17 protein-coding genes are annotated in these 19682 nt (G+C 63.0%); 3 read left to right on the top strand and 14 right to left on the bottom strand.

The features are described 5' to 3' along the window. From NCR40_RS21660 to NCR40_RS21620, 9 genes are all read right to left on the bottom strand, one after another. Entirely contained in the window at positions 1-1647 is a 1647-nt protein-coding gene (locus NCR40_RS21660) for an FAD/NAD(P)-dependent oxidoreductase (RefSeq protein WP_250510610.1), read from the bottom strand. A 31-nt stretch (positions 1648-1678) separates the two neighbouring features. After that, on the bottom strand, positions 1679-3043 hold the full coding sequence (locus tag NCR40_RS21655; protein WP_250510609.1) for an MmgE/PrpD family protein: 1365 nt from the start codon (positions 3041-3043) through the stop codon (positions 1679-1681). A gap of 1 nt (position 3044) precedes the next feature. Further along, positions 3045-4148 carry an FAD-binding oxidoreductase gene (locus tag NCR40_RS21650; protein WP_250510608.1) on the bottom strand — a complete coding sequence of 368 codons (1104 nt, stop codon included), beginning with the start codon at positions 4146-4148 and terminating at the stop codon, positions 3045-3047. Continuing rightward, positions 4141-5394 (bottom strand): aromatic ring-hydroxylating oxygenase subunit alpha, encoded by a 1254-nt coding sequence (locus NCR40_RS21645; RefSeq protein ID WP_250510607.1) that lies wholly within the window; start codon positions 5392-5394, stop codon positions 4141-4143. Before NCR40_RS21645 ends, NCR40_RS21650 begins: the two co-directional genes overlap by 8 nt. A gap of 84 nt (positions 5395-5478) precedes the next feature. Further along, positions 5479-6324 carry a nitrilase-related carbon-nitrogen hydrolase gene (locus NCR40_RS21640; RefSeq protein WP_244831419.1) on the bottom strand — a complete coding sequence of 282 codons (846 nt, stop codon included), beginning with the start codon at positions 6322-6324 and terminating at the stop codon, positions 5479-5481. A 10-nt stretch (positions 6325-6334) separates the two neighbouring features. Continuing rightward, entirely contained in the window at positions 6335-7177 is an 843-nt protein-coding gene (locus NCR40_RS21635; RefSeq protein WP_250528570.1) for a glycine betaine ABC transporter substrate-binding protein, read from the bottom strand. A 100-nt stretch (positions 7178-7277) separates the two neighbouring features. Further along, positions 7278-8000, bottom strand: a complete 723-nt coding sequence (locus NCR40_RS21630; protein ID WP_250510605.1) for an ABC transporter permease — start codon at positions 7998-8000, stop codon at positions 7278-7280. Next, entirely contained in the window at positions 7997-9226 is a 1230-nt protein-coding gene (locus tag NCR40_RS21625; RefSeq protein WP_250469912.1) for an ABC transporter ATP-binding protein, read from the bottom strand. Before NCR40_RS21625 ends, NCR40_RS21630 begins: the two co-directional genes overlap by 4 nt. Then, entirely contained in the window at positions 9223-9972 is a 750-nt protein-coding gene (locus NCR40_RS21620) for an ABC transporter permease (RefSeq protein ID WP_244831416.1), read from the bottom strand. Before NCR40_RS21620 ends, NCR40_RS21625 begins: the two co-directional genes overlap by 4 nt. Positions 9973-10236: 264 nt before the next feature. Between NCR40_RS21620 and NCR40_RS21615 the strand changes: the two genes are divergently transcribed. Further along, positions 10237-11205: a LysR family transcriptional regulator gene (locus NCR40_RS21615; protein WP_250510604.1), complete on the top strand. Its 969-nt coding sequence runs from the start codon at positions 10237-10239 to the stop codon at positions 11203-11205. Between the two features lie 42 nt (positions 11206-11247). Continuing rightward, a complete protein-coding gene (gene hutG, locus NCR40_RS21610) occupies positions 11248-12060 on the top strand; it encodes an N-formylglutamate deformylase (protein WP_250510603.1) in 813 nt (270 codons plus the stop codon). 432 nt (positions 12061-12492) lie between these two features. Here the strand turns inward: hutG and NCR40_RS21605 are convergent, their stop codons facing one another. The 3 genes from NCR40_RS21605 to NCR40_RS21595 all read right to left on the bottom strand — a co-directional run bounded on the left by NCR40_RS21605 (position 12493) and on the right by NCR40_RS21595 (position 16513). After that, the gene (locus NCR40_RS21605) at positions 12493-14013 is read right to left on the bottom strand and encodes a DUF1254 domain-containing protein (RefSeq protein WP_250510602.1); all 1521 of its coding nucleotides are present in this window, start codon (positions 14011-14013) and stop codon (positions 12493-12495) included. A gap of 290 nt (positions 14014-14303) precedes the next feature. Further along, positions 14304-15686 (bottom strand): DUF1254 domain-containing protein, encoded by a 1383-nt coding sequence (locus NCR40_RS21600; RefSeq protein ID WP_250510601.1) that lies wholly within the window; start codon positions 15684-15686, stop codon positions 14304-14306. A gap of 26 nt (positions 15687-15712) precedes the next feature. Further along, positions 15713-16513 carry a hypothetical protein gene (locus NCR40_RS21595; protein ID WP_250510600.1) on the bottom strand — a complete coding sequence of 267 codons (801 nt, stop codon included), beginning with the start codon at positions 16511-16513 and terminating at the stop codon, positions 15713-15715. A 172-nt stretch (positions 16514-16685) separates the two neighbouring features. Here NCR40_RS21595 and NCR40_RS21590 point away from each other — a divergent pair, with 172 nt between their 5' ends. Beyond that, positions 16686-17207 carry a penicillin acylase family protein gene (locus tag NCR40_RS21590; RefSeq protein ID WP_250510599.1) on the top strand — a complete coding sequence of 174 codons (522 nt, stop codon included), beginning with the start codon at positions 16686-16688 and terminating at the stop codon, positions 17205-17207. Between the two features lie 7 nt (positions 17208-17214). Here NCR40_RS21590 and NCR40_RS21585 read toward each other — a convergent pair whose 3' ends face one another. Both NCR40_RS21585 and NCR40_RS21580 read right to left on the bottom strand, forming a co-directional pair. Next, on the bottom strand, positions 17215-17856 hold the full coding sequence (locus NCR40_RS21585) for a 4'-phosphopantetheinyl transferase family protein (protein ID WP_250510598.1): 642 nt from the start codon (positions 17854-17856) through the stop codon (positions 17215-17217). A 503-nt stretch (positions 17857-18359) separates the two neighbouring features. Next, entirely contained in the window at positions 18360-19643 is a 1284-nt protein-coding gene (locus tag NCR40_RS21580; protein ID WP_250510597.1) for a cystathionine gamma-synthase family protein, read from the bottom strand. Positions 19644-19682 lie beyond the last annotated feature (39 nt).

Raw genomic sequence — 19682 nt, 5'->3', positions numbered from 1 at the left:
TCATTCGCTCGCCACCGGTTCGCCCTGACGGCGTGTGGCCGCGCGATACAGCGGATCGACACGCCAAAACGGCACCCATTGCGACGCCATGCCGAACCAGCTGTCCCAATGCGCGCCGGTCGCCTGCGCTTCGGCCACCTCGGCTAGCTGCCGCAGCGCGAGCGGCCGGACGGGCGCGCGGAATGTGGCGAGCGGAATCTGCGGCAGCGCGCAGCCGGAGCCTATCGCGAGCAGCGCGGCGACTTGCTCGCGGCATCGGCGGCCCTGGCACGGGCCCATGCATGCGCGCGTGAGACGCTTCACCGCGTCGGGACTGGGCGGCCCGCTTTGCGCGAGACCCGCGACGCCGCGTGTGTCGTGAAGCGCGTCGGCGGGCTGCCAGCCGAGGTAGCGCGGCGGACGCACATCGAGGATTTCGCGCGCCGTCACTTCCTCGCACTGGCAGACGAACGGCTCGCCCGCCGCGCCGATGACGCTTGCCCGCACCCATTCGACACGCGATAGCGCGATGTCTTGCGCGGGCGCATCGGGTTGGCGCGCGGGCGGCGCGTCGGCGAGAGAAGCGCTTTCGTCCAACGACGATAAAGCCGCGCGCGCCGCAAGGCGGCCTTCTTCACGCGCGATCGTTTCGTCGCGGCTCTTCGCCGGCCAGACGCCCGCGCAGTCGCCTGCCGCGTAGGCGAACGGCAACGAGGTGCGTTGCATCGCATCGACACGGGCGATATGACCGCCGCGCGCGGCATCGAACGCAGTCGCGCAGCCTGCCGCTTCGAGCAGCTCGATTGCAGGCAACGCGGCGATGCCGAGCAGCACGGTATCGCAATCGAATGTCGTCAGGGCGGTCGTGTCGGGCGTGGCTGCGTCGACGGAAGTCACGCCATAAGCATCGCCATGTGCATGGCGCACGACATGACGCGTGAGAATGTGCGCGCCGCTCGCTTCGAGTTGCGCCGCGAGCGCCGCATCGCCGACGATTTCGCCAGCCTGTTCGATCACCGCGACGATCTGCACGCCGCGCGAGACGAGTTCGAGCGCGACGTTCAGCGCATCCGTGTCGCTGCCGACGAGCACCGCGCGCCGCGCGTCGAGCGCGCCGTAGAGAACCGCGAGCCGCCACGCGGCGCTTGCACCCATCACGCCCGGGCGTTGCCAGCCGTCGAAGGCGAGTCCCATGTCGCGCCGCCCCGACGCAACGATCACCTGACTGAATTGCAGCAGCCAGGTATGTTCGGCGTCCGCGAGACCGGCCACGTGCGTGCCGATCCAAGCGTTCGCCGGCCCGTGCGGGAAGAGTCCCCACACTGCCGTGCCCAGCTTCACGTCGATACCCGCTTCGAGCGCGTCGCCCAGTTCGGGACGGGCGTCGAGCATGGCTTCGAGCATCGCGTTGGCGTTGCCTGCCTCCGCGCCCATGCGGCTGCCGAAGTGCAGCGGCACGTCTTCGCCCATGGTTTCGAGCGGCACGGGGTTTTCGTCGACGAGCGTGACGCGTATACCGCGACCGGCCGCTTCGAGTGCCGCCGCGATGCCGGCCGGCCCCGCTCCGACGATCAGCAGATCGGTCGATTCGCCGATGGGCGGCGCCTTGCCCGCCACGGACGCGGGATCGTGGAACGGCGTTGAGAATGCGTCGGGATTTACTGGCATGGCTCGTTGTTTCGTTGGCTGATCGGAGTGTTCATGTTTGCGACGCACTGGGCGGCGTGCCCAGCACGAGTTCGCACAGGCGCCCGGCGCGGGCGTGCGGTTCGGCGAGCGCGTCCACCGCGTCTTCGAGTTCGCGCGCGAACCGTGCGCCGAAGCGCGCGCCGCAGAGTTCACGAAATTTGTCGCGCTCGGCGTCGGGTGTCATCGGGCGCGCGAGGTCGCCGCTTGCCTGCATCGGACCGGAATCGAGGCGGCGGCCATCGCGCAGTTCGACCGTCACGCGCGCCCAGCGCTCGGCGGGAAACGCGGCGCTGAACGCGGCGTGCTCCTTTGCGACAAGGCGCGGCAGCAACGCGCACGCGGCGGGATCGGCAAGGCCCGAATCGCCGATGGTGCCGGCATCGACACGGCCATGCGCCAGCGCCACCGCGACGGGAAACAGCACGCCATACTGCGCTTCCTCGGTGGTGCGTGGCAGCGCGGACCAGAGACGCGTCGCCTCGTGGAAGGTTTCGATCTCCACGCGCTCGATGTTGGCCGCATCGAAACCATCGAGCGCGCGCACTGCAAGCGCGGCGGCGATTGCCGGATGCGCCCAGCGGCACACTGGATACGGCTTCACATACTGTTCGAGGATCAGCCAGCGATCGCCGAGGTCGGACCAGCAGGCGGGCGCATCGCGTTCGACGGTGGTCGCGGGCGCGCCGGTGTAGCCGCGCGAGGCGAGCAGGGCGGCGCTGATGCCCGCCAGCGCGCCCCAACCCGAGCCGTCCTTCAGCATGGTCGGATGATCGATGCAGCGCATCATGTCCGAACGCGGCCCGTGATATTCGGCGATGCCGAGCGCGTGGCGCGTCGCCGGTATGTCGAAGCCGAGCGCGCGGCTCGCGATAGCGGCGGCCGCCAACGCATTCCACGCGCCCGAGGTGTGATATTCGCGGCTCGTCGCATGCAGCGCGATGCCGGCACGCGTGCCTATTTCATAACCGAGCACCGTCTGCACGATGAACTCGCGTCCGCTCATGCCGGGCGCGCGCTCGGTCATGGCGAGCAGGGCCGGCAAGACGGTGACGCCCGCGTGGCCCTTGGTGAGCGCGTGGCCGTCATGGCCGTCGAGACTGTCGATGGTCGTTGCGCCCGCGAACGCCGCGCCCGGAGCACTGACGATGCGCCCGTCGAACAGCATGCGCGCGGGGGTGCGTCCGGCCGCGAAACAATCGAGCGCATGCTCGCGCGCGATTGTCGAAAGCCGTGTGGACGTGCCCGCCGCCGCGACGCCGAGCAGGTCGAGAATGCGGCGCTGCGCGTCGCGCACGACGGCAGCGGGAAGCATGTCGAAGCCAAGCGTGCGCGTGAAGCGGCTGGCGTCGTGATGAAGCGTCGGTGCCGTTTGCATGTCAGAAGGCGATTTCGACATCGGTCAAGGGACGGCTCGAACACGCGAGAATCCAGCCTTGCGCTTCTTCGGCCGCGGAAATTCCGCCTGCATGTTTCATCGCGACTTCGCCCGAAAGGTGGCGCACTTTGCACGTGCCGCACAGGCCGCTCGCGCAACCGCACGGAATCACCACTTGCTGACGCGTGGCCGCGACGAGCAGCGTTTCGCCCGCGCGCACATCGAAGCGCCGGCCGTTCAGCCACGCGTTGAAAATGGCATCGCGCTGTTCGTCGGACGAAGGTGCGCCGGTCGTCGCGGCTTCGCTTTCCATCGGCTCGATCACGGGACCGAAATGCTCTATATGAAACGCCGCGCGGCGGGCGCCTTCGGCCGCATGAATCTGCCGCACGCTCTGCATGAAACCGGCTGGACCGCAGCAATAGACCGTGCGGCGTCCGAAGTCCGGCGCCATTGCCCAGAGCGCGCCGCGCGACATGCGCCCGCGCAGACCGAACCAGCCGGGTGCGGGCGCGCTCAGCCACACATGTACTGTCAGGTTGGGCATGCGCGCCTGAAGCGTCGCGAGTTCATCGGCAAAAAGAATGTCGTCCACGCCGCGCGCGCAATGAAGCCAAGCGATGTCGGCGTGCGGCGTGCGGCGCGCCAGCGTGCGCAGCATGGACATCAGCGGCGATGCGCCCGAGCCCGCCGACACTAGCGCAAGAGGCGTATTGGCCGATGCATCGAGTGTGAAGCGTCCGAGCGGATAGCGCGTGTCGATGCGCATGCCCGGCGCGAAGCGCTCATGCAGCCAGCGGGTGACGACGCCGCCGGACTGCGCCTTGATCGTCAGTTCGAGCGCGTCCGCTTCGAGCGGCGTCGAGGCGATAGAAAACGTGCGGTCGAAGCGCCGCCCCTCGATATCGAGCGTCAGCAGCATGGCCTGGCCCGGCGCGTAGCGGCGCGCGCCGTCGGGGTGCGGATCGCGCAGGCGAAAGGTCTTGACGCCCGGCGCTTCGTCACGCACGCCGATGCACTCGAGCGTGCGCGATGCGGGCGTGTCGCAGGCGAAAGCGAGGGTGCTGTCGAACGCCGTATCGGAAGATGTCGGCACATCAGCCATTCGACACCTTCAGCGCGATTAAGCGCTGCCCGTGTGCGCCGTCCAGATGTGACGCGAGCTTCCTTGCATACCAGTTCGTGAAGTTGCGCAGCATGAACTCGGACGGCGCATACGGGCCCGGCGCATAGCCGAGTGAGCCCACGCCCAGCTGATTGTTCGCCGCGAGCCGCGCGTCCTGCACGTTGGTCGCGTTCCATACGGACGTGAGCGTATCGACGTCGTAATCGACGCCTTCGACGGCATCCTCGTGTACGAGCCACGTCGTGCGCAACACCGTGCGCGTGGCCGACAGCGGCAGAATGCGGAAGTGGATGATGTGGTCGGCGAGAAAATGATTCCAGTTGTTCGGCACGCGAAACATGCGCACCGAGCCGAGATCCGGATCGGTGAGGTCGCCGAGCAGCTTGCCGCACGCGGGCGATCCATCCGGCGTGAAGGACACCGCGCCGCGATGAAACGGCAGCCGGATGCAACGGAATTCGTCGCCGCCATCGGCGGGCAAATGCGGCAAGCCGTGACGGTCCCACTTCGCAGCCTGGGCTTCCATCAACAGACGGAAGTCGCGCGAGCCAGCGGGATCGTCGGGCAACGCGAATTCGACGAGCGTCGCGAGCAACTCTGGGTGATTGGCCGCGCAGTGATAGCACTCGCGATTGTTCTCGATGACGAGCTTCCAGTTGGCTTCCTCGATCATCGTCACGCTGGCCGCGACCTTGGTGCGCCACGGCTGATGCGGCGCAAGGTAGGGCGTGACCGCGTCGCGAAATCGCGTGATGTCGGGCGGCGTCGCGGCGAGGCAGATATAGACCATGCCGCACACGATCTCGACATGCACGGCGCGCAAACCGTAGCCCTCGCGCTCGAAGCCCGCCGGCATCTGCCGCGCATGCAGGAGCGCGCCGTCGAGGTCGTACACCCACTGGTGATACGGACAAGTAAGCCGATGCGCATGCCCTTTCTCTTCGAGACAGATGCGCGAGCCGCGATGCCGGCAGGTGTTGAAGAACGCGCGGATTTCGCCGTCCATGTCGCGCAGCACGAGCACCGATGTCGCGCCGACCTCCAGCGTCAGATAATCGCCCGGTTCGCGCAGTTCGCAGCTGTTGCAGGCGAACAGCCACTCGTCGTTGAAAACGGCGTCGAGGTCGAGCCGATGAAAGGCTTCATCGGTATAAAAAGGCTGCGGCAGCGAGAAGTTGTCCTGGCGCTCGGCCAGGGCGGCGCGCACGCGCGTCGGGTCGATCATCGTCACACTCCCATGCGAACGATCAGTTGAATCGATTGTCGGTCGCGGATATGACCGGTGCGGGCAGACACACGACCAACGCGATCACGAAACCGACACGATGCCGCTTTCGAGCGCGTGGATGCCGCGGGCATCGCGCAGGGTCGGCAAGTCGAAGCGCGCGGCGCGCACGGCTTCGTAGTCGAGCGTCGCCACGACCAGTTCCTCACGTGCCGATTCGCTTTGCGCGAGCGTTTCGCCGCGCGGCCCGACGACGCGCGAGCCGCCCCAAAAGCGCAGGCCGTTTTCATGGCCGACGCGATTGGCGAACACGACAGGCAGACCGTAGACGAGTGCATGGGCGCGCAGCACCGTGTCCCAACCGCGCGGATTGTCGAAGGCGTCGCCCACGGCTTCGACCGCCGAACTCACCGGCGCCGCGCATAGCGTCGCGCCGTCGCAGGCAAGCCGATGCATCACCGCCGGGCTCCACAAATCCGCGCACACGGGCGTGGCGATCTGCCAGCGCGGATCGGCGGGCAGCGTGAACTGGTCGAGCCGCGCGCCGTGTCCGTAGTGCTTGCCGTCGTCGAGCCGGCCGTAAGTGGCGAGCGCGATCTTGCGATGCACGTGCACCACGCGTCCCGCGTACAGTGTCGCGACGCTGTTGTAGAACTGCGCGCCCGCTGCTTCCTCGACGAAGCCAACCACGGCGGCAAGCGGCGAGCACGCTTCAGCCAGCTCGAGGAGCGCGGCGGCGTTACGCGGCAAGGCGAGCCTCAAGGCATCGGCGCCCGCACTGTGACCGGCAAGCGACAACTCGGGAAACACGAGCAACTGAACGCCGCGCCCGCGTGCTTCGTCGATAAACCGGCGATGCGCCGCCAGATTCGCGGCCAGATCGCCCGCGACGGTTTCGGTTTGCGCGGCGGCGACGATAAAAGGCTTCATCGGACGCGCGTCAGATCAGTCCGGCGGACTTGAGGAAAGTAGCCGACACCTCGTCGAGCGACTTCTTCTGGACGTCGACCTCGGCGTTGAGTCGCGCCATCGTTGCGTCGTCGAGTTTGGCCGACAGCGCGTTCAGGATGCCCGCGAGATTCGGATTCGCGTCGAGCGTCGCCTTGCGTGCGACCGGCGTAAGCGCGTAGGCGGGGAAGAAACTCTTGTCGTCACGCAGCACGATGAAGTTGAAAGCGGGCACGCGGCCATCGGTCGTGAAAACCAGCGCGGTGTCCACCTGACGGTCCTTCAGCGCCTGATAGGTGAGACCCGAATCCATCCGCTTGATCTGCGACGGACCGAAGCTGAAGCCGTATTCTTTTTGCAGCGGACGCAGGCCGTCCGGGCGCGCATAGAACTCGGAGTTACACGCGAAGGTCAGTTCCTTGCCGCTGTTGAGCACCTTGGCGAGGTCGCTCATGGTCGTGACGCCGAGCTTCTGGGCGACATCGCGGTTCATGGCGATGCCGTAGGTATCGTTCGCCTTCGACGGGTCGAGCCACACGAGACCTTTCTGGGCATCCAGTTCCTTGACGCGCGCATAAGTTTGCTGCGGGTCGAGCTTGTCGGTCACCTTGTTGTAGGTGATGAGCGAAGTGCCGGTGTATTCCCAGTACACGTCCACCTGACCGTTTTCCTGCGCCTGACGCAGCACCGTGCTGCCCATGCCGTCTTTCTTGACGACCGTGAAACCCTTCGCCTTGAGCAGTTGTGTGGTCATTTCCGCCAGCAGCACTTGTTCGGTGAAGTTCTTGCCGCCGACCGTGACGGTTGGCGCAGCCTGCGCGGCCTGCAGGGCCATCGTTCCGAGGGCAAGCGTGAACAGGGATGCGCCGAAAAGACGCGACCACAGTTTGCATGACAGCAAAGGCTTGAGCATGAGCTTCGTTATCCAGGAAAGATCAGCGTTGAGGACTGACGCCGCGCGGCACGAGCCAGTGCTGCATCTGCGCGACGAACAGGTCGGTTGCGACCGCGAGCAGGGCGGTCGGGATGGCGCCCGCAAGCAGCATCGTGAAATCGTTGAGGTCGATGCCCGTGAAAATAAGCTCGCCGAGACCGCCGCCGCCGACGAGGAACGCGAGCGGTGCGGTGCCGACTGTGATGGCGAGCGCGGTGCGCACGCCCGCGAGAATCACGAACATGGCGTTGGGCAATTCCACCTTGAAGAGAATCTGCCGTTGCGTCATGCCGATGCCGTTCGCGGCCTCGATCAGCGCGGGCGGCACGGCGCGTATGCCTTCGTATGTATTCATCGCGATGGGCAGCAGCGTGGCGAGCCATAACGCGAGAATCGCGGGCTTCGCGCCGATGCCGAGCACGCTCATGGCGAGCGCGAGAATGGCGAGCTTGGGCACGGCCTGGCCCGCGTTGAGCGTGAACATCACGAACTGCGCGGCCCGGCCGTTGTCGGGGCGACTCAGCCAGATGCCCGCGGGCACCGCAACCACGATAGCCGCAACGCCCGCGATCAGCACCATCAGCATCTGCTGGCCGGACTGATAGACGATGTCCGCGCGATACTGCCCGATCGATGCGAGCCAGTCGTCTGCATGCGCCGATGCGCTGGCCAACGCCATCATCGCGCCTAACGCAATACGCGAACCGCCGCGTCGATCGTTCATCGCGCGCCTCCGAATGCGAGTTCGGGATGCGCCCCGTCATCGCGCGATGCATCGCCCGCTTTCGCCGCGTCGCCAGCGGACGAGGCCAGGCCGCCTTCGGGCAATGCCGCGCCGGACACGCACGCCGCGCGCGCCATCAGCGCGATGCGTTCATACGTCACGTAGCCGATGAAGCGTCCGTCCGCGTCGACGCCCGGCAGCCACGACGCGCCGTGCGCGAGCAGCATCGACATGACCGCGCGCAGGTCGTCGCCCGCGCGCACCACGCCCGGCAGCGCGCGCAGACTCGGCGCTTCGAGCGTGGCGCCGCTGGCGTCGAGTTCGGCCGCGCCGACGTGGCCGGCCGGTCTGCCGTGGGCGTCGAGCACGACCAGTGCGTCGGCCACGTGATCGCGCAAGAGCGCGCGGGCATCGGCGCTCGGGTAGCCGAGCCGCGCGACGCGCGCCGGTTCCAGCGCCGCATCGACGGCGCGCATCAGGCGCAGACGCTTGAGCGCCCGGTCAGTGCCCACGAAATCGGCGATGAACGCGCTCGCGGGACGCGCCAGCAGTTCATCCGGGCTCGCCAGTTGTTCGAGCTTGCCGTTGCGGAAGATCGCGACCTTGTCGCCCATTTTCATGGCTTCGTCGATGTCGTGGCTGACGAACATCACGGTCTTCTTCAGGGTCGTCTGAATATGGCGGAATTCGTCCTGAATCGACGCGCGATTGATCGGATCGATGGCGCCGAACGGTTCGTCCATCAGCATCACCGGCGGATCGGCGGCGAGCGCGCGCGCCACGCCCACGCGCTGCTGTTGCCCGCCCGACAGGTCGCGCGGATAACATCGCATGTAGATGGCCGGATCGAGCGTGACCATCTCCAACAGCTTTTCGGTGCGCTCGCGGATGCGCGTTTTGTCCCAGCCGAGCATCTTCGGCACGATACCGATGTTCTCGGCGACCGTCATGTTCGGGAACAGGCCGACTTGCTGAATCGCATAGCCGATGCGCCGCCGCAACTCGACGATATCGAAGCCCGCCGTATCCGCGCCGCCGATCAGAATCTGCCCTGACGTGGGCTGCACGAGCCGGTTGATCATCTTGAGCGTCGTCGTCTTGCCGCAACCGGACGGCCCGAGCAGCACGCAGAGTTCGCCTTCGCCGATCGTCATCGACACGTCGTCGACGACCGGCTTTTCGCCGCGCTTTTCGAATCGCTTCGTCAGATGTCGAAGATCGATCATCGTCCCTCCGCTGTGGATGAAATCGGCGTCGCGGCCGTCGCGGCCGTCACCAGCGGCCCGCGCGTCGCGTTGCGGCGCCAGAAGAAGCGCGCCTGGCGCGGCCGCATGCCTTCCGGCGTCAGGCGCCATTGCAGCGCGCCCAGGCCGAGGTCGGCGAGGATCGCGAGCAGCGCGACGATCACCGCGCCCGCGATCAACTGGCGCGGATCGGATTGCGAAATGCCCCGGCTGATCAGCCGCCCGAGCCCACCCGCGCCGATATACGTGGCAATTGCCGCAATGCCTATATTCATGACCACCGCCATGCGTACACCCGCCATGATGATCGGCACGGCAATCGGCATCTCCACGCGGTAGAGCCGCTGCCACGCGGTCATCCCCATGCCGTTGGCGGCTTCGCGCAGCGCGGGATCGAGATTGCGGATCGCGGCGTAGGTGTTGCGCACGATCGGCAATTGCGCATACAGAAAGAGCGCGATGGCGGCAGGCAGAAAGCCGATGCCCTGTCCGATCAGCGAGAGCACCGGAATCAGCAAGCCGAAGAGCGCGATGGATGGGATCGTCATGAGCATCGCGGCGGCGTACAACACCACGCGCGCGAGCCGCTCGTTGAGCGTGATGACGATGCCGAGCGCGACGCCCGTCACGATGGCGCAGCCGACGCCGGCAAGCACCAGCAACACGTGATCGACCAGCATGGAAGCGATCGACGCCGCGTTGCTCCAGATAAAAACCAGTGTCTCCACTGCGGCCTCCCGCGCCTCGATGCCCGTGACGAATGAATGTACCGGTCCAAAATCGCCGGAACCGGCACAAACTCGACGTCTACTGTCATCAATGCGACACGGGCCCCGATCTCGACAAACGACGCACGATCATTTTGCATAAGGCAAACTTATGGCCCATGCGGGCGTTTGCGCGAGACGCGCGGCTTCCAGCCCAGTGCGTGCAACATGAGCGCCGCACGGCGGGACTTGGCCGGGCGCGTGCCTGCAAACCACGGAAACGCGATGAGACGCACCCCACCACCTATCGACCTACGCGCATTGCAGGCCTTCGTCGCCGTTTGCGAGACCGGTTCGATGACGGCAGCCGCGAAACATCTGGGCGTGAGCCAGAGCGCGGTGAGCCAGTCGATTGCGTCGCTCGAGCGCGAGCAGGGCGCTGGCTTGTTCGATCGCGACAGCCGCCCGCCGCGTCCGAATCTGGCGGGACGCGCGCTGCTCGAACTCGCCGGGCCGCTGCTCGACCATGCGCAAATGGTGAGCACGCGTATCGGCGATGCGTCGCTGGCGGGAGCGCTGCCTCTGCGGCTTGGCTGCGTCGATTCCTTCGCGGCGACGGTCGGCCCCGAACTCATTCGCGCGATGTCCGGTTCCGCGCGGCAGATTGCCTTGTGGTCGGGACTCACGCCGGGCCTGTCCGACCAGATGCACGCGCGCGAGGTCGATATCGCGGTCTGTACGCAGACGGTGCTAAACGACAGCCGTATCGTCGAAATGCCGTTGTTTTCGGAAGCGTTCGTGGCCGTCGTGTCGCGACGCTGGCTCGATGAGCGCCAAGGAGCGTCGTCATGGCGGCAGCTTGCAACGGAACTGCCGTTGATCCGTTATACGGCGCGCTCGGTGATCGGCCAGCAGGTGGAGCGCTTCGCGCGGCATCTGGGTATCGAAAGTCCGCGCCGCTACGAGTTCGATGCGACCGATCCGCTCCTGAGCCTCGTCGCCGCGAAACTCGGCTTCGCCATCTCGACACCGCTGTGTCTCTGGCAAGCGCGGCATTATCTGGATGAAATCGCCGTGCTGCCTCTGCCCGCGAGCCGGCTTGGGCGACGCGAGTTCTTTCTGCTGCATCGACAAGGCGAATGGAGCGATTTCGTCGATGAAACCGCCGTGCTCACACGCCGCGTGCTCGACCATCTGATTCGTCCCGCGCTCAAGCGTGCCTTGCCGACATTGCAGGACGACGCGTTGCTTTGAATGTACTGCTCTCAACCTCGATTACCCTTCGCTACTCACGCCATGAACGAAATCTTCACCCTGACTCGCGACGATGCGCCGCTCCTGCTGTCGATTCCGCACCTCGGCACGATCATCCCCGACGACCTGCGCGGCCAATACACGGACATTGCGCTGACGGTCGCCGATACCGACTGGCATCTCGACCGCCTCTACGCGTTCGCGCGTGAACTCGGCGCGACCGTGCTCGGCGCGCGCCTGTCGCGTTATGTGATCGACCTGAACCGGCCGTCTTCGGACGAAAGCCTCTATCCGGGGCAGACCACGACGGGCTTGTGCCCGGACCTGACGTTTCGCGGCGAGCCGGTTTATCGCGAAGGCTGCGTGCCCGACGCCGCCGAAAGGCAGCGCCGCGTCGCGGCTTACTGGAAGCCGTATCACGACACCATCGCCGGCGAACTCGCGCGCCTGCGCGAGAAGCATGCAAACGTGCTGTTGTGGGAAGCGCATTCGATCGCAAGCGTATTGCCGCGTCTGTTCGAGGGCAAGCTGCCGGATCTAAACATCGGTACGCAGGACGGGCGGACGGCAGCGCCGCCGGTGTTGCAGGCGGTCGCCGACGGGGCTGCGGAGAGCGGCTATACGTGGATTGCCAATGGCCGCTTCAAGGGCGGTTTCATCACGCGGCACTTCGGCGCGCCGGAGAAGGGCGTTCATGCCGTGCAGCTGGAGATGTGTCAGAGCACGTATATGGACGAGACGCCTCCGTTCGACTATGCGCCAGCGCGTGCCGATGCCGTACAGGCGGTGGTCGAGCGGATGGTTCGGGGGGCCGTGAAAGCGGTGGCTGGGATGTCGCCAACGACTGGTGGATGATGAACTCGTGGGAGCATCGAGCGGGCATGCGTCAACGCAAAAGCCCAGCAGCCTTCAAGGCCGCCGGGCTTAATTCAAGTCATTGGATTGCCATTGCGGTAGCCTTTACAGATTGTTCGGTTTTTGCCGCGGCTTCGGGGTTGAGCGCTTGCGGTGCGATGTCGAGCCTTACGTGGTCGAGTTGAAACACTGACATCGCTACGCGTGCTGCGAATAGTCACGCGTGGCTTCGGGGTTGAGCGTCAGCGTTTTGCACCTCCAGAAGCGTCGCCTTCACTATGTCGCTCGCGGGTCGTCCGGCGCGAATCAGGTCCGACAGCACGCGCAGATAAGGCGCGACGTGCGAAAGGAACCTGTACTACCCATCGCATGGAAAATTCAGACCGGCTTCGCCGTCGCGCGTCACGGCGAAGCAAATGAGATTCTTTTGTTCTAGGGTGCTTGCCGAAGTTCTGGTGTGTGCCACTGATCATTTAGAAGCTCAGGCTTGGGCCAGTAATACCGCATTGTCACCATGAAAGGGCCGGCCGGCGAGGGTAGCCAGTTTGCCTCCTTGGCCTTGCCGGGTGATGTGCTTTGGACGTAGATCGTCGTACCACCATCGCGATCGGTTTTCAACGAAGGCAGCATCGGAGAATTGATCAAGTAGCGATCGATGGAGTTCTTCACCAGCAACTGGCTTGGCAAGGCATACATGGTCATCGACCAGAACGCATTGACGGGTGGCAGTTGGCCTTTCTCGAAGTGCAACGTGTACCGATGCTTGCTGCCGTCAAGTTGCTGGCCGCTCGAATCCTTTTCGAGGATCGGATAGAGCGCCTCCTCCCGCGAGTTCGCGCCGATCCCAACCTGCGTACCTGTAGCCCGTGCAACATAGTCGTTCTTCAGGTACGCGCGTGTTCCGAATAACGTGTCAGTCTTCCCACCAAGGGACGCGCGCTTTAAGTCGATCTCTTTCTGACCGTCTTCCATTCCGGAGAGCAACGCCGCTTTCTGTTCCTCGGAAAGCGCGCCGACGTCGAACGGTCGTCCCGGAACGATTCCAATCGTCGTGAACCGGCTTCGCAAGTCGCTCTCCGTTGGGTTGACTGGCGTGAACTGCAAGGCGAACGCGAGCTGGTTGAAGAACTCGAGCGACGTGTGCTGCATGTCAGGTCGTAATGGCTTGATCCATTGAATCGAGGGTGCCGAGGGCGGGGCCGCGCTACCAGCAAACGAAGAAAGAGTTTGCACCCGATAGCCTTCCTGGATGGTCTTGACGTTATCGAGATCGCCTGGGTTGAAGAGCTGGGTGCGGCCAACGACATTAACGAGCTCGGTTTCTGAGCGGATAATCTGCGTGATACCGGGCGGCGGCGCTTCCTTCCAGTTGGGTCCGGCAATCAAGAAATTGCCCCCACCATTACCAGTGGTGCGAGTGCCGATATAGGCAAAGTTGAAGGTATAAAGGTCCATCAGTTGGAACACGAAATAGCGTTTCGGCTCCATTGGCGGGATCGTGATGACAACCGGCTCGGCGCGAAGGTTGAGGCCGGCGAACGAGTAAGGTGTGTCCGAGTTCGGTGTGACGAAGGCAGTGTCGTCCGGCGTGAAAACCCGAGAGATATTCAGGATGGTGTTGAAAGGACCTTTGTACTGCGGGTTGCTTGAATCGATCGAGAACGCGTACATCGTCGTGTAGGTCGCGACCATGGGTGTTCCATAGATATACGCTTCCTTGGCGACGGCTCGAATTTCATTCGTACTGGCAGTGATCGCAAGCTTCGTTGGCGGCTGGGACGAATTGATCGAGTGAGTCGTGTCGCAGGCGGTTAGTGTCACTGCAATCAGTGCGGCCGCGATGGCTCGTTTGTTGTTTGCAGTCGCGCTGCGCCGTTGCAGCGCGCAGCACGACTCCATCGGCAAACTGGTCACGGCAGTCACAAGGGAGACGAGCTTACGTGCTCTTTTCATCGCGAAGCCCTTTTTCTTTGAAGTACGGTTTAATTCACAGCAGACGGCAACGTCGCTTACCTGAATGTCCTACTGAAATGTCGCGCTCACCGAGAGTTGTACGAGATTCGCTTCGGAAGACGGCTTACTTGAAATTCGTCGACCCGCCGAAGCGACGCTGACACTGGCGTGGCTGACTGTGCCCGATCGTGTGACCATCGGGCCAATGCCGAGAGCGTGTCACTCGCACCGCCGTGGGCTTCTTCACAGCACGCTCCCATAGCGTTGATCAACCGTTCAATCAGTCGAATTCAACGCTTCTGCGGAACGGGAAATTTCCATGTTCCATCAAAGACCGAAGGGTCTGGTCCGTAGATTCGCGCGATGACATCATAGGGGCCGTTTGGGGCTGGCAGCCAGTTCGATTCCTTGTCTGCTCCAGGCGAAGCGTGCTGTAGATAGATATCGAGCGAGCCATCGGCACCGTATTTGATGCCTTTGGTGCGGTCGCCGATCGAGTATCGCTCGATGGGATTCGCGACGAGGTGCCGGCCTGGCAAGTCGTACATTGTCATTGACCAGAAGAAGCGTGCAGGCGGCAGATCTTTCTTGTCGAAATGAACGACGTAAGGTTGCGAGCCCATCAATTGTTGGTGATCGGCACCCAGTCGAGTGCCGACATACACCGCCTCTTCCTTGGTGTTGCCGTAAATCCCCATCGCGGCAGCCACGGCGCGCGTCAGATAGTTTCCCTTAAGGTCGTCCCGCGTGCCGAAGAGATCATAAGAACTGGTCGTGTGCTTCATGGCATCGTCGAGCGCGGCTTTTCCATCCGCGACGCCCGCCACGATGCTCTGCTTCATGTCCGGCGACAAGGCAGATGCGTCGAAACGCCGGCCCGGCGCAATGCCAATCTTGGCGAAGCGCCGCATGAGTTCCGCTTCGGACGGTGCGGGCGGTTGCGTGAACTGCAGCAAGAAATTCAGATAGGCGATGAAGTCGATAGACGTTGCCTTCGCCTCGTTCCAAACCGGAAAGTTCAGCTTAGGCGCTGCAGCGGGAGCATGATCGTGTTCAAAGGCAGAGAGCGGCGTGACCCGGTATCCTTTCTGCACGGCCTGCATGCTCTTAACGTCCTCAGGACCGTTCAGGGCGGTACGGCCGAGCGTTAAGATAAAGTCCGTCTCCGAACGAAACACCTTGTCAACACCCTTTGGCGTTTCGCCATGCCAGTTCGGCCCTGCAAAAAGATAATGACCCGCGCCATTGCCCGTGGTTCGCGAGCCGACATATGCAAAGTTGTACGTGAAAAGGTCGATCCACTGGAACACGTAGTAGCGCTCGTCAGGGACACGCGGCACGGTCAGCACCCAAGGTTCCCGTCGCAAATCGAGCCACGCCCAGGAATAAGGCGTGTCGTTGTTGGGCGTGACAATGTCCTTGTTCTCGGGACTATAGGGCTGCGAGTAATTGCGAAATTTGCCGAAGCCGCCTACATAGCTCTTCGACTTGGGATCGACCGCTTGCTCATACATCGTTTTGTAGTTGAACAGCATTGGGTAGGCGTAGATGAACGCATCCTTGGCGATGCCACGCGCCTCCTCCGGACTAACCGTATCTTGCGAGTAAGCGCCGGGCGCGAGAAACCACAGGCTCAGCGCTATCGTCCCGAAACGAGTGATGACTCGATGCATGGCGTCTCGTCCTTTGACGTTGCCGTCTATCTTCCGAAGGTCATATTGAGTCCCGCGAAAATTTGCCAGCGCGGAACACCTGCGCCCGAGTGAGCAACGGAATATTGAGGTTCGACGAACGCGTTGTAGATAGTCGATCCGCCTTTCCACGCCTTTCCGGCACCCAGGCCAACTGGGATATAGTAGCTGCCGTGCTGAAGATCGAAGGTCCAGATTCCCGTCGACCGGATATACCAACCATCGGGGAGATTGAAAATGCCGAACGGCTCCGCCGTCAACGACTGAACCGTCGGCCGGCTGCTCTGTCCGGCGAATGAATGCTGCCACTGAACCAACGCACCGATGAGCCGGGCTTTATTCGCGTTCACCACGACCGCCGCTAGCCCGGCCTGCCACTTGCCGCTTCCGAGGCTCGGGTCGGTCGCGGTCGGCATAGTGATGAGCGGGCCAATGCCGATCTGCGTCTGTCCCTGACTGAGCAGAAAAATGTCGAAGAGATTGATGTCGCCTAGTCCGGCGTTGTAGCCGCCGGTTGGATCTGGCCTCGTGCTGAGCGGTGCCGTCAATCGAAAAATTTCAGGCACCGGCACGATGCTGTTGGGACCGACGGGAACGGTTGGTCTCAGCAGGAAGTCGTTGGTATGTGCGTGCGCGCCATGTACGCTCGGCACGTAATAGTCTTGAATGTTGAACGACGCCGCGAGATTGAGCGGGTTGTTACTTTTGTTTGCGTCATCCGCGGAACTTTGGGCGCGCGACGCGTTACCGAAAAGCAGAAGCGAGGCCGCGACAATCGTGCTGATTGTGGATCGACATCCGGCCAGCAACGATCTCGTATATCGCTCACACATCAGCCGTCCTCACAAACAGCAGACACGTATCAGGGTCGCGCACACGCTGGAAGCGTTCCCCGGCACTGAGAAGCGACCAGCGCCGCGACCGGTTTTGGTGGCCCTACAAATGATAGATAACATTGTTGGAAGGGCAACGTCAAGATGATTGCCACCCTACGACAAACGTCGTGCAAGCGATATTCCGGACGCGCGGCTTTATGCCGAAGCATTCGATCCTGCGCGTCCGCTCGCGACGCCTGCTGGCTTCAGAACGGATAACCCGGCGATCGCGGTGGCGCTGAAGACGAATGGTTTCGCGCTCGATTCGAAGCGCGGCGAAACGCTTCATGCGCTCGATGACAACACGAGAATCCCGCTCTACGGCGGTTGCGATCCCGAAGGTTATTTCACGGTGGCGTGTCCGTCGCACGACCTCGATAAGCACGGCCTGCTGCTCGATCGCGATGCACAGGGCAATAACTATGTGCAGGTGGTCGGCTTCGGCGCAAATGGACCGCAGGCTGACACCTTACTCGCGCATTCCGAATCGGACGATCCGGCATCTCCGCGTTATCGCGATGGCACGAAGCGTTACGCGCGCAAGGAGTGGACGCGTTTTGCATTCACGGAACAGGATATCGATAAGTCGCCCGGGGTGGTCGAGACGGTTATGGGGGGCGCTGATTGAGGTTGTGCTATGACACGATCGATGCTGAAGACCACGCGACGGCGGCGACGTAGCCTGCCGGCGCATCGAGCGCCGCGGCGCGAATATCGCCCGCTGCGCTCGATACGGCGAAGCGGCCCTCCAGACAAGGCAGCACCGAGAAGCTGGTGAGACCGAACTGTGCGCTAACCAGGCCTTCGCCGCGTGCCTTCAACACCGCTTCCTTGCCGCTCCAGCAAGCGAAGAAGCTTGCGCTGCGAGCAAGTTCGGGCAGTGCATCGAGAGCGCGCCAGTCGGCATCGGCAAAAACGGCGGACTGCAGTCCGAGCCAGTCGAGCGAAGACCGCGTCTCTTCGATATCCACGCCCACACGCCGCGATGCCGATAAGGCGATCAGCCCATAAGCACCCGAATGCGAGACGTTGAAATCCGGCGCGTGAGGCATCGCGAGAAAGGGGCGGCCATTCGCGTCGGGTTCGAGGATTAGGCCTGCGGGGTCGGCATCCAGCGTGAGGGACAACACGTGTCGCAAGGCGGCGCGTACGGTGACGAAGCGCGCGGCATCGGCCGGATGCCGATAGCGACTCGCGCGTGCGAGTTCTTGGGCGTTCAAGACGCCGGCGGCCGCTTCCGTCAGCGACGCGGTTACGTCGATTTCAACTAGCCACATGTAGACGTCGTCAGGGACATCGCGATGGAGCGGAAGGTTCGATAAGCATGGTTTCTGCATGGACGATAGTTCGATGCGTGTTGCGATTCTGATGTTGACGATCCACAAAAGGTCGCTCTTTCTGCGTCACGTCGCTTCCAACAAACGGTATTGCGCAACGCTTCAAGGAGTCGACGACCGAAGCAAACGCGGCGATCCACAGCATCGGGGATGTGCCATCGCATTTTGCTTGAATGTTTGCAGGTGCGCATTAGAGGGCGCGTTGACTATCGCCAGCTTTCATAGCTGGCGACAGACAGAAGCAACGCCTCCGATGACGGTTGAGCCACCCTAGCGACATTATAAAAATAATGTCCAATCGACTAGACTTAGAAGACAGGTTTCTCGTGAATTACGTCGTATTTCGTGAGCCAACAAAACTGGCATTGTCCGCCTACACCGTCTCCGGCACAAATTGGATCGAGGCGCCCAAGTTCAAATGGATCATGAAGAACAACGAGCCCTCAGCATTGCCCTAAAGCATTCGACAGATCGGCGATCAAATCGTCAGGATGCTCCAGCCCCACCGACATTCGAACGAGTCCTTCTGACACGCCCGCAGCAGCGCGAACTTCAACGGGAACACCAGAGTGTGTCGTCGATGCCGGGTGACAAATAAGCGACTCCGTGCCACCGAGACTCACGGCCGATTTAAACAAGCCGAGCCCGTTGATGAGCTTGAATGCTTGTTCGCGCCCGCCGTCGAGAACGAATGCGAATGTCGATCCCGGCCCGCTGCATTGACGTCGATACACCGTCTGATAAACCGGGTCGTCGATGAGTTCGGAATGCAGCACCTTGATCGGTGTGAAAGGGTTGTTTGCGAGCCATTGCGCGACGGCCGTGCCGCTCCGTGCTGCGCGCTCCATCCGCAAAACGAGGGTCTCCATCGAACGCGTGATCATCCAGCAGGAGTGAGGGTCGAGTTGTGATCCTAGCGTGCCGCGAATCGCGCGAACTCGCATGATCAGAGGTTTGCTGCCGGTGACGCCTCCCGCAACGAGATCGCTATGCCCCCCGATGTACTTGGTCAGCGAATACACACTCAGGTCGATGCCTTGATTTACCGGTTGCTGAAACAACGGCCCGAGCAAAGTGTTGTCGCATACGGAAAGAGGGCGATAGCCATGCCGCGATTCAAACGCATCGATTTCCTGACGCAGACCGTCGAGATCGAACAACGCGTTGGTCGGATTGGCCGGCGTTTCGACGTAACACATGCCGACACGGCCTTTCTTCGCTGCCGCTTCCAGTGCGGTGGAAATCGCTTCACGGGAAAGGCCATCGGCAATCACGTGCGAACGAATACCCCAGTCAGGAAGGAATTTGGAGATCAAAGTTTCGGTGCCGCCATAAAGCGGCGCGGACTGCACGACGCAATCGCCGGGTCGGAGGAACGCGAACAGGATCGCGGCAATCGCCGCCATGCCGCTAGACGTGACGGCGGCGGCTTCTGAGCCGTCCAGCAGCGCGAGACGATCCTCGACAATCTCGAGATTGGGGTGATTGAAACGACTGTAGACGAGACCGGCGCTCTCTCCATCGGGCGAAGGCTTGCGCCCGGCGACCATATCGAAAAACGCCGCACCGTCTTCGGCCGTGCGGAACGCGAATGTCGATGTGAGAAACACGGGTGGCTTGACTGAACCCTCCGAAAGAAACGGGTCGTAGCCATACGACATCATTTGCGTTTCGGGATGCAGATCCTGATTGGCGATCTTGCGCTTGTGATAGTTGTGATAGGCCATTCGTCACTCCATGCAGGTCAGGAAGAGTCGGTTCCCGCT

It is taken from the genome of Caballeronia sp. GACF4 (genome assembly GCF_023631025.1).
GTDB lineage: Bacteria > Pseudomonadota > Gammaproteobacteria > Burkholderiales > Burkholderiaceae > Caballeronia.
Note: the sequence above shows the minus strand (reverse complement) of the source record. Positions and strands in the feature narration are given on the sequence as shown.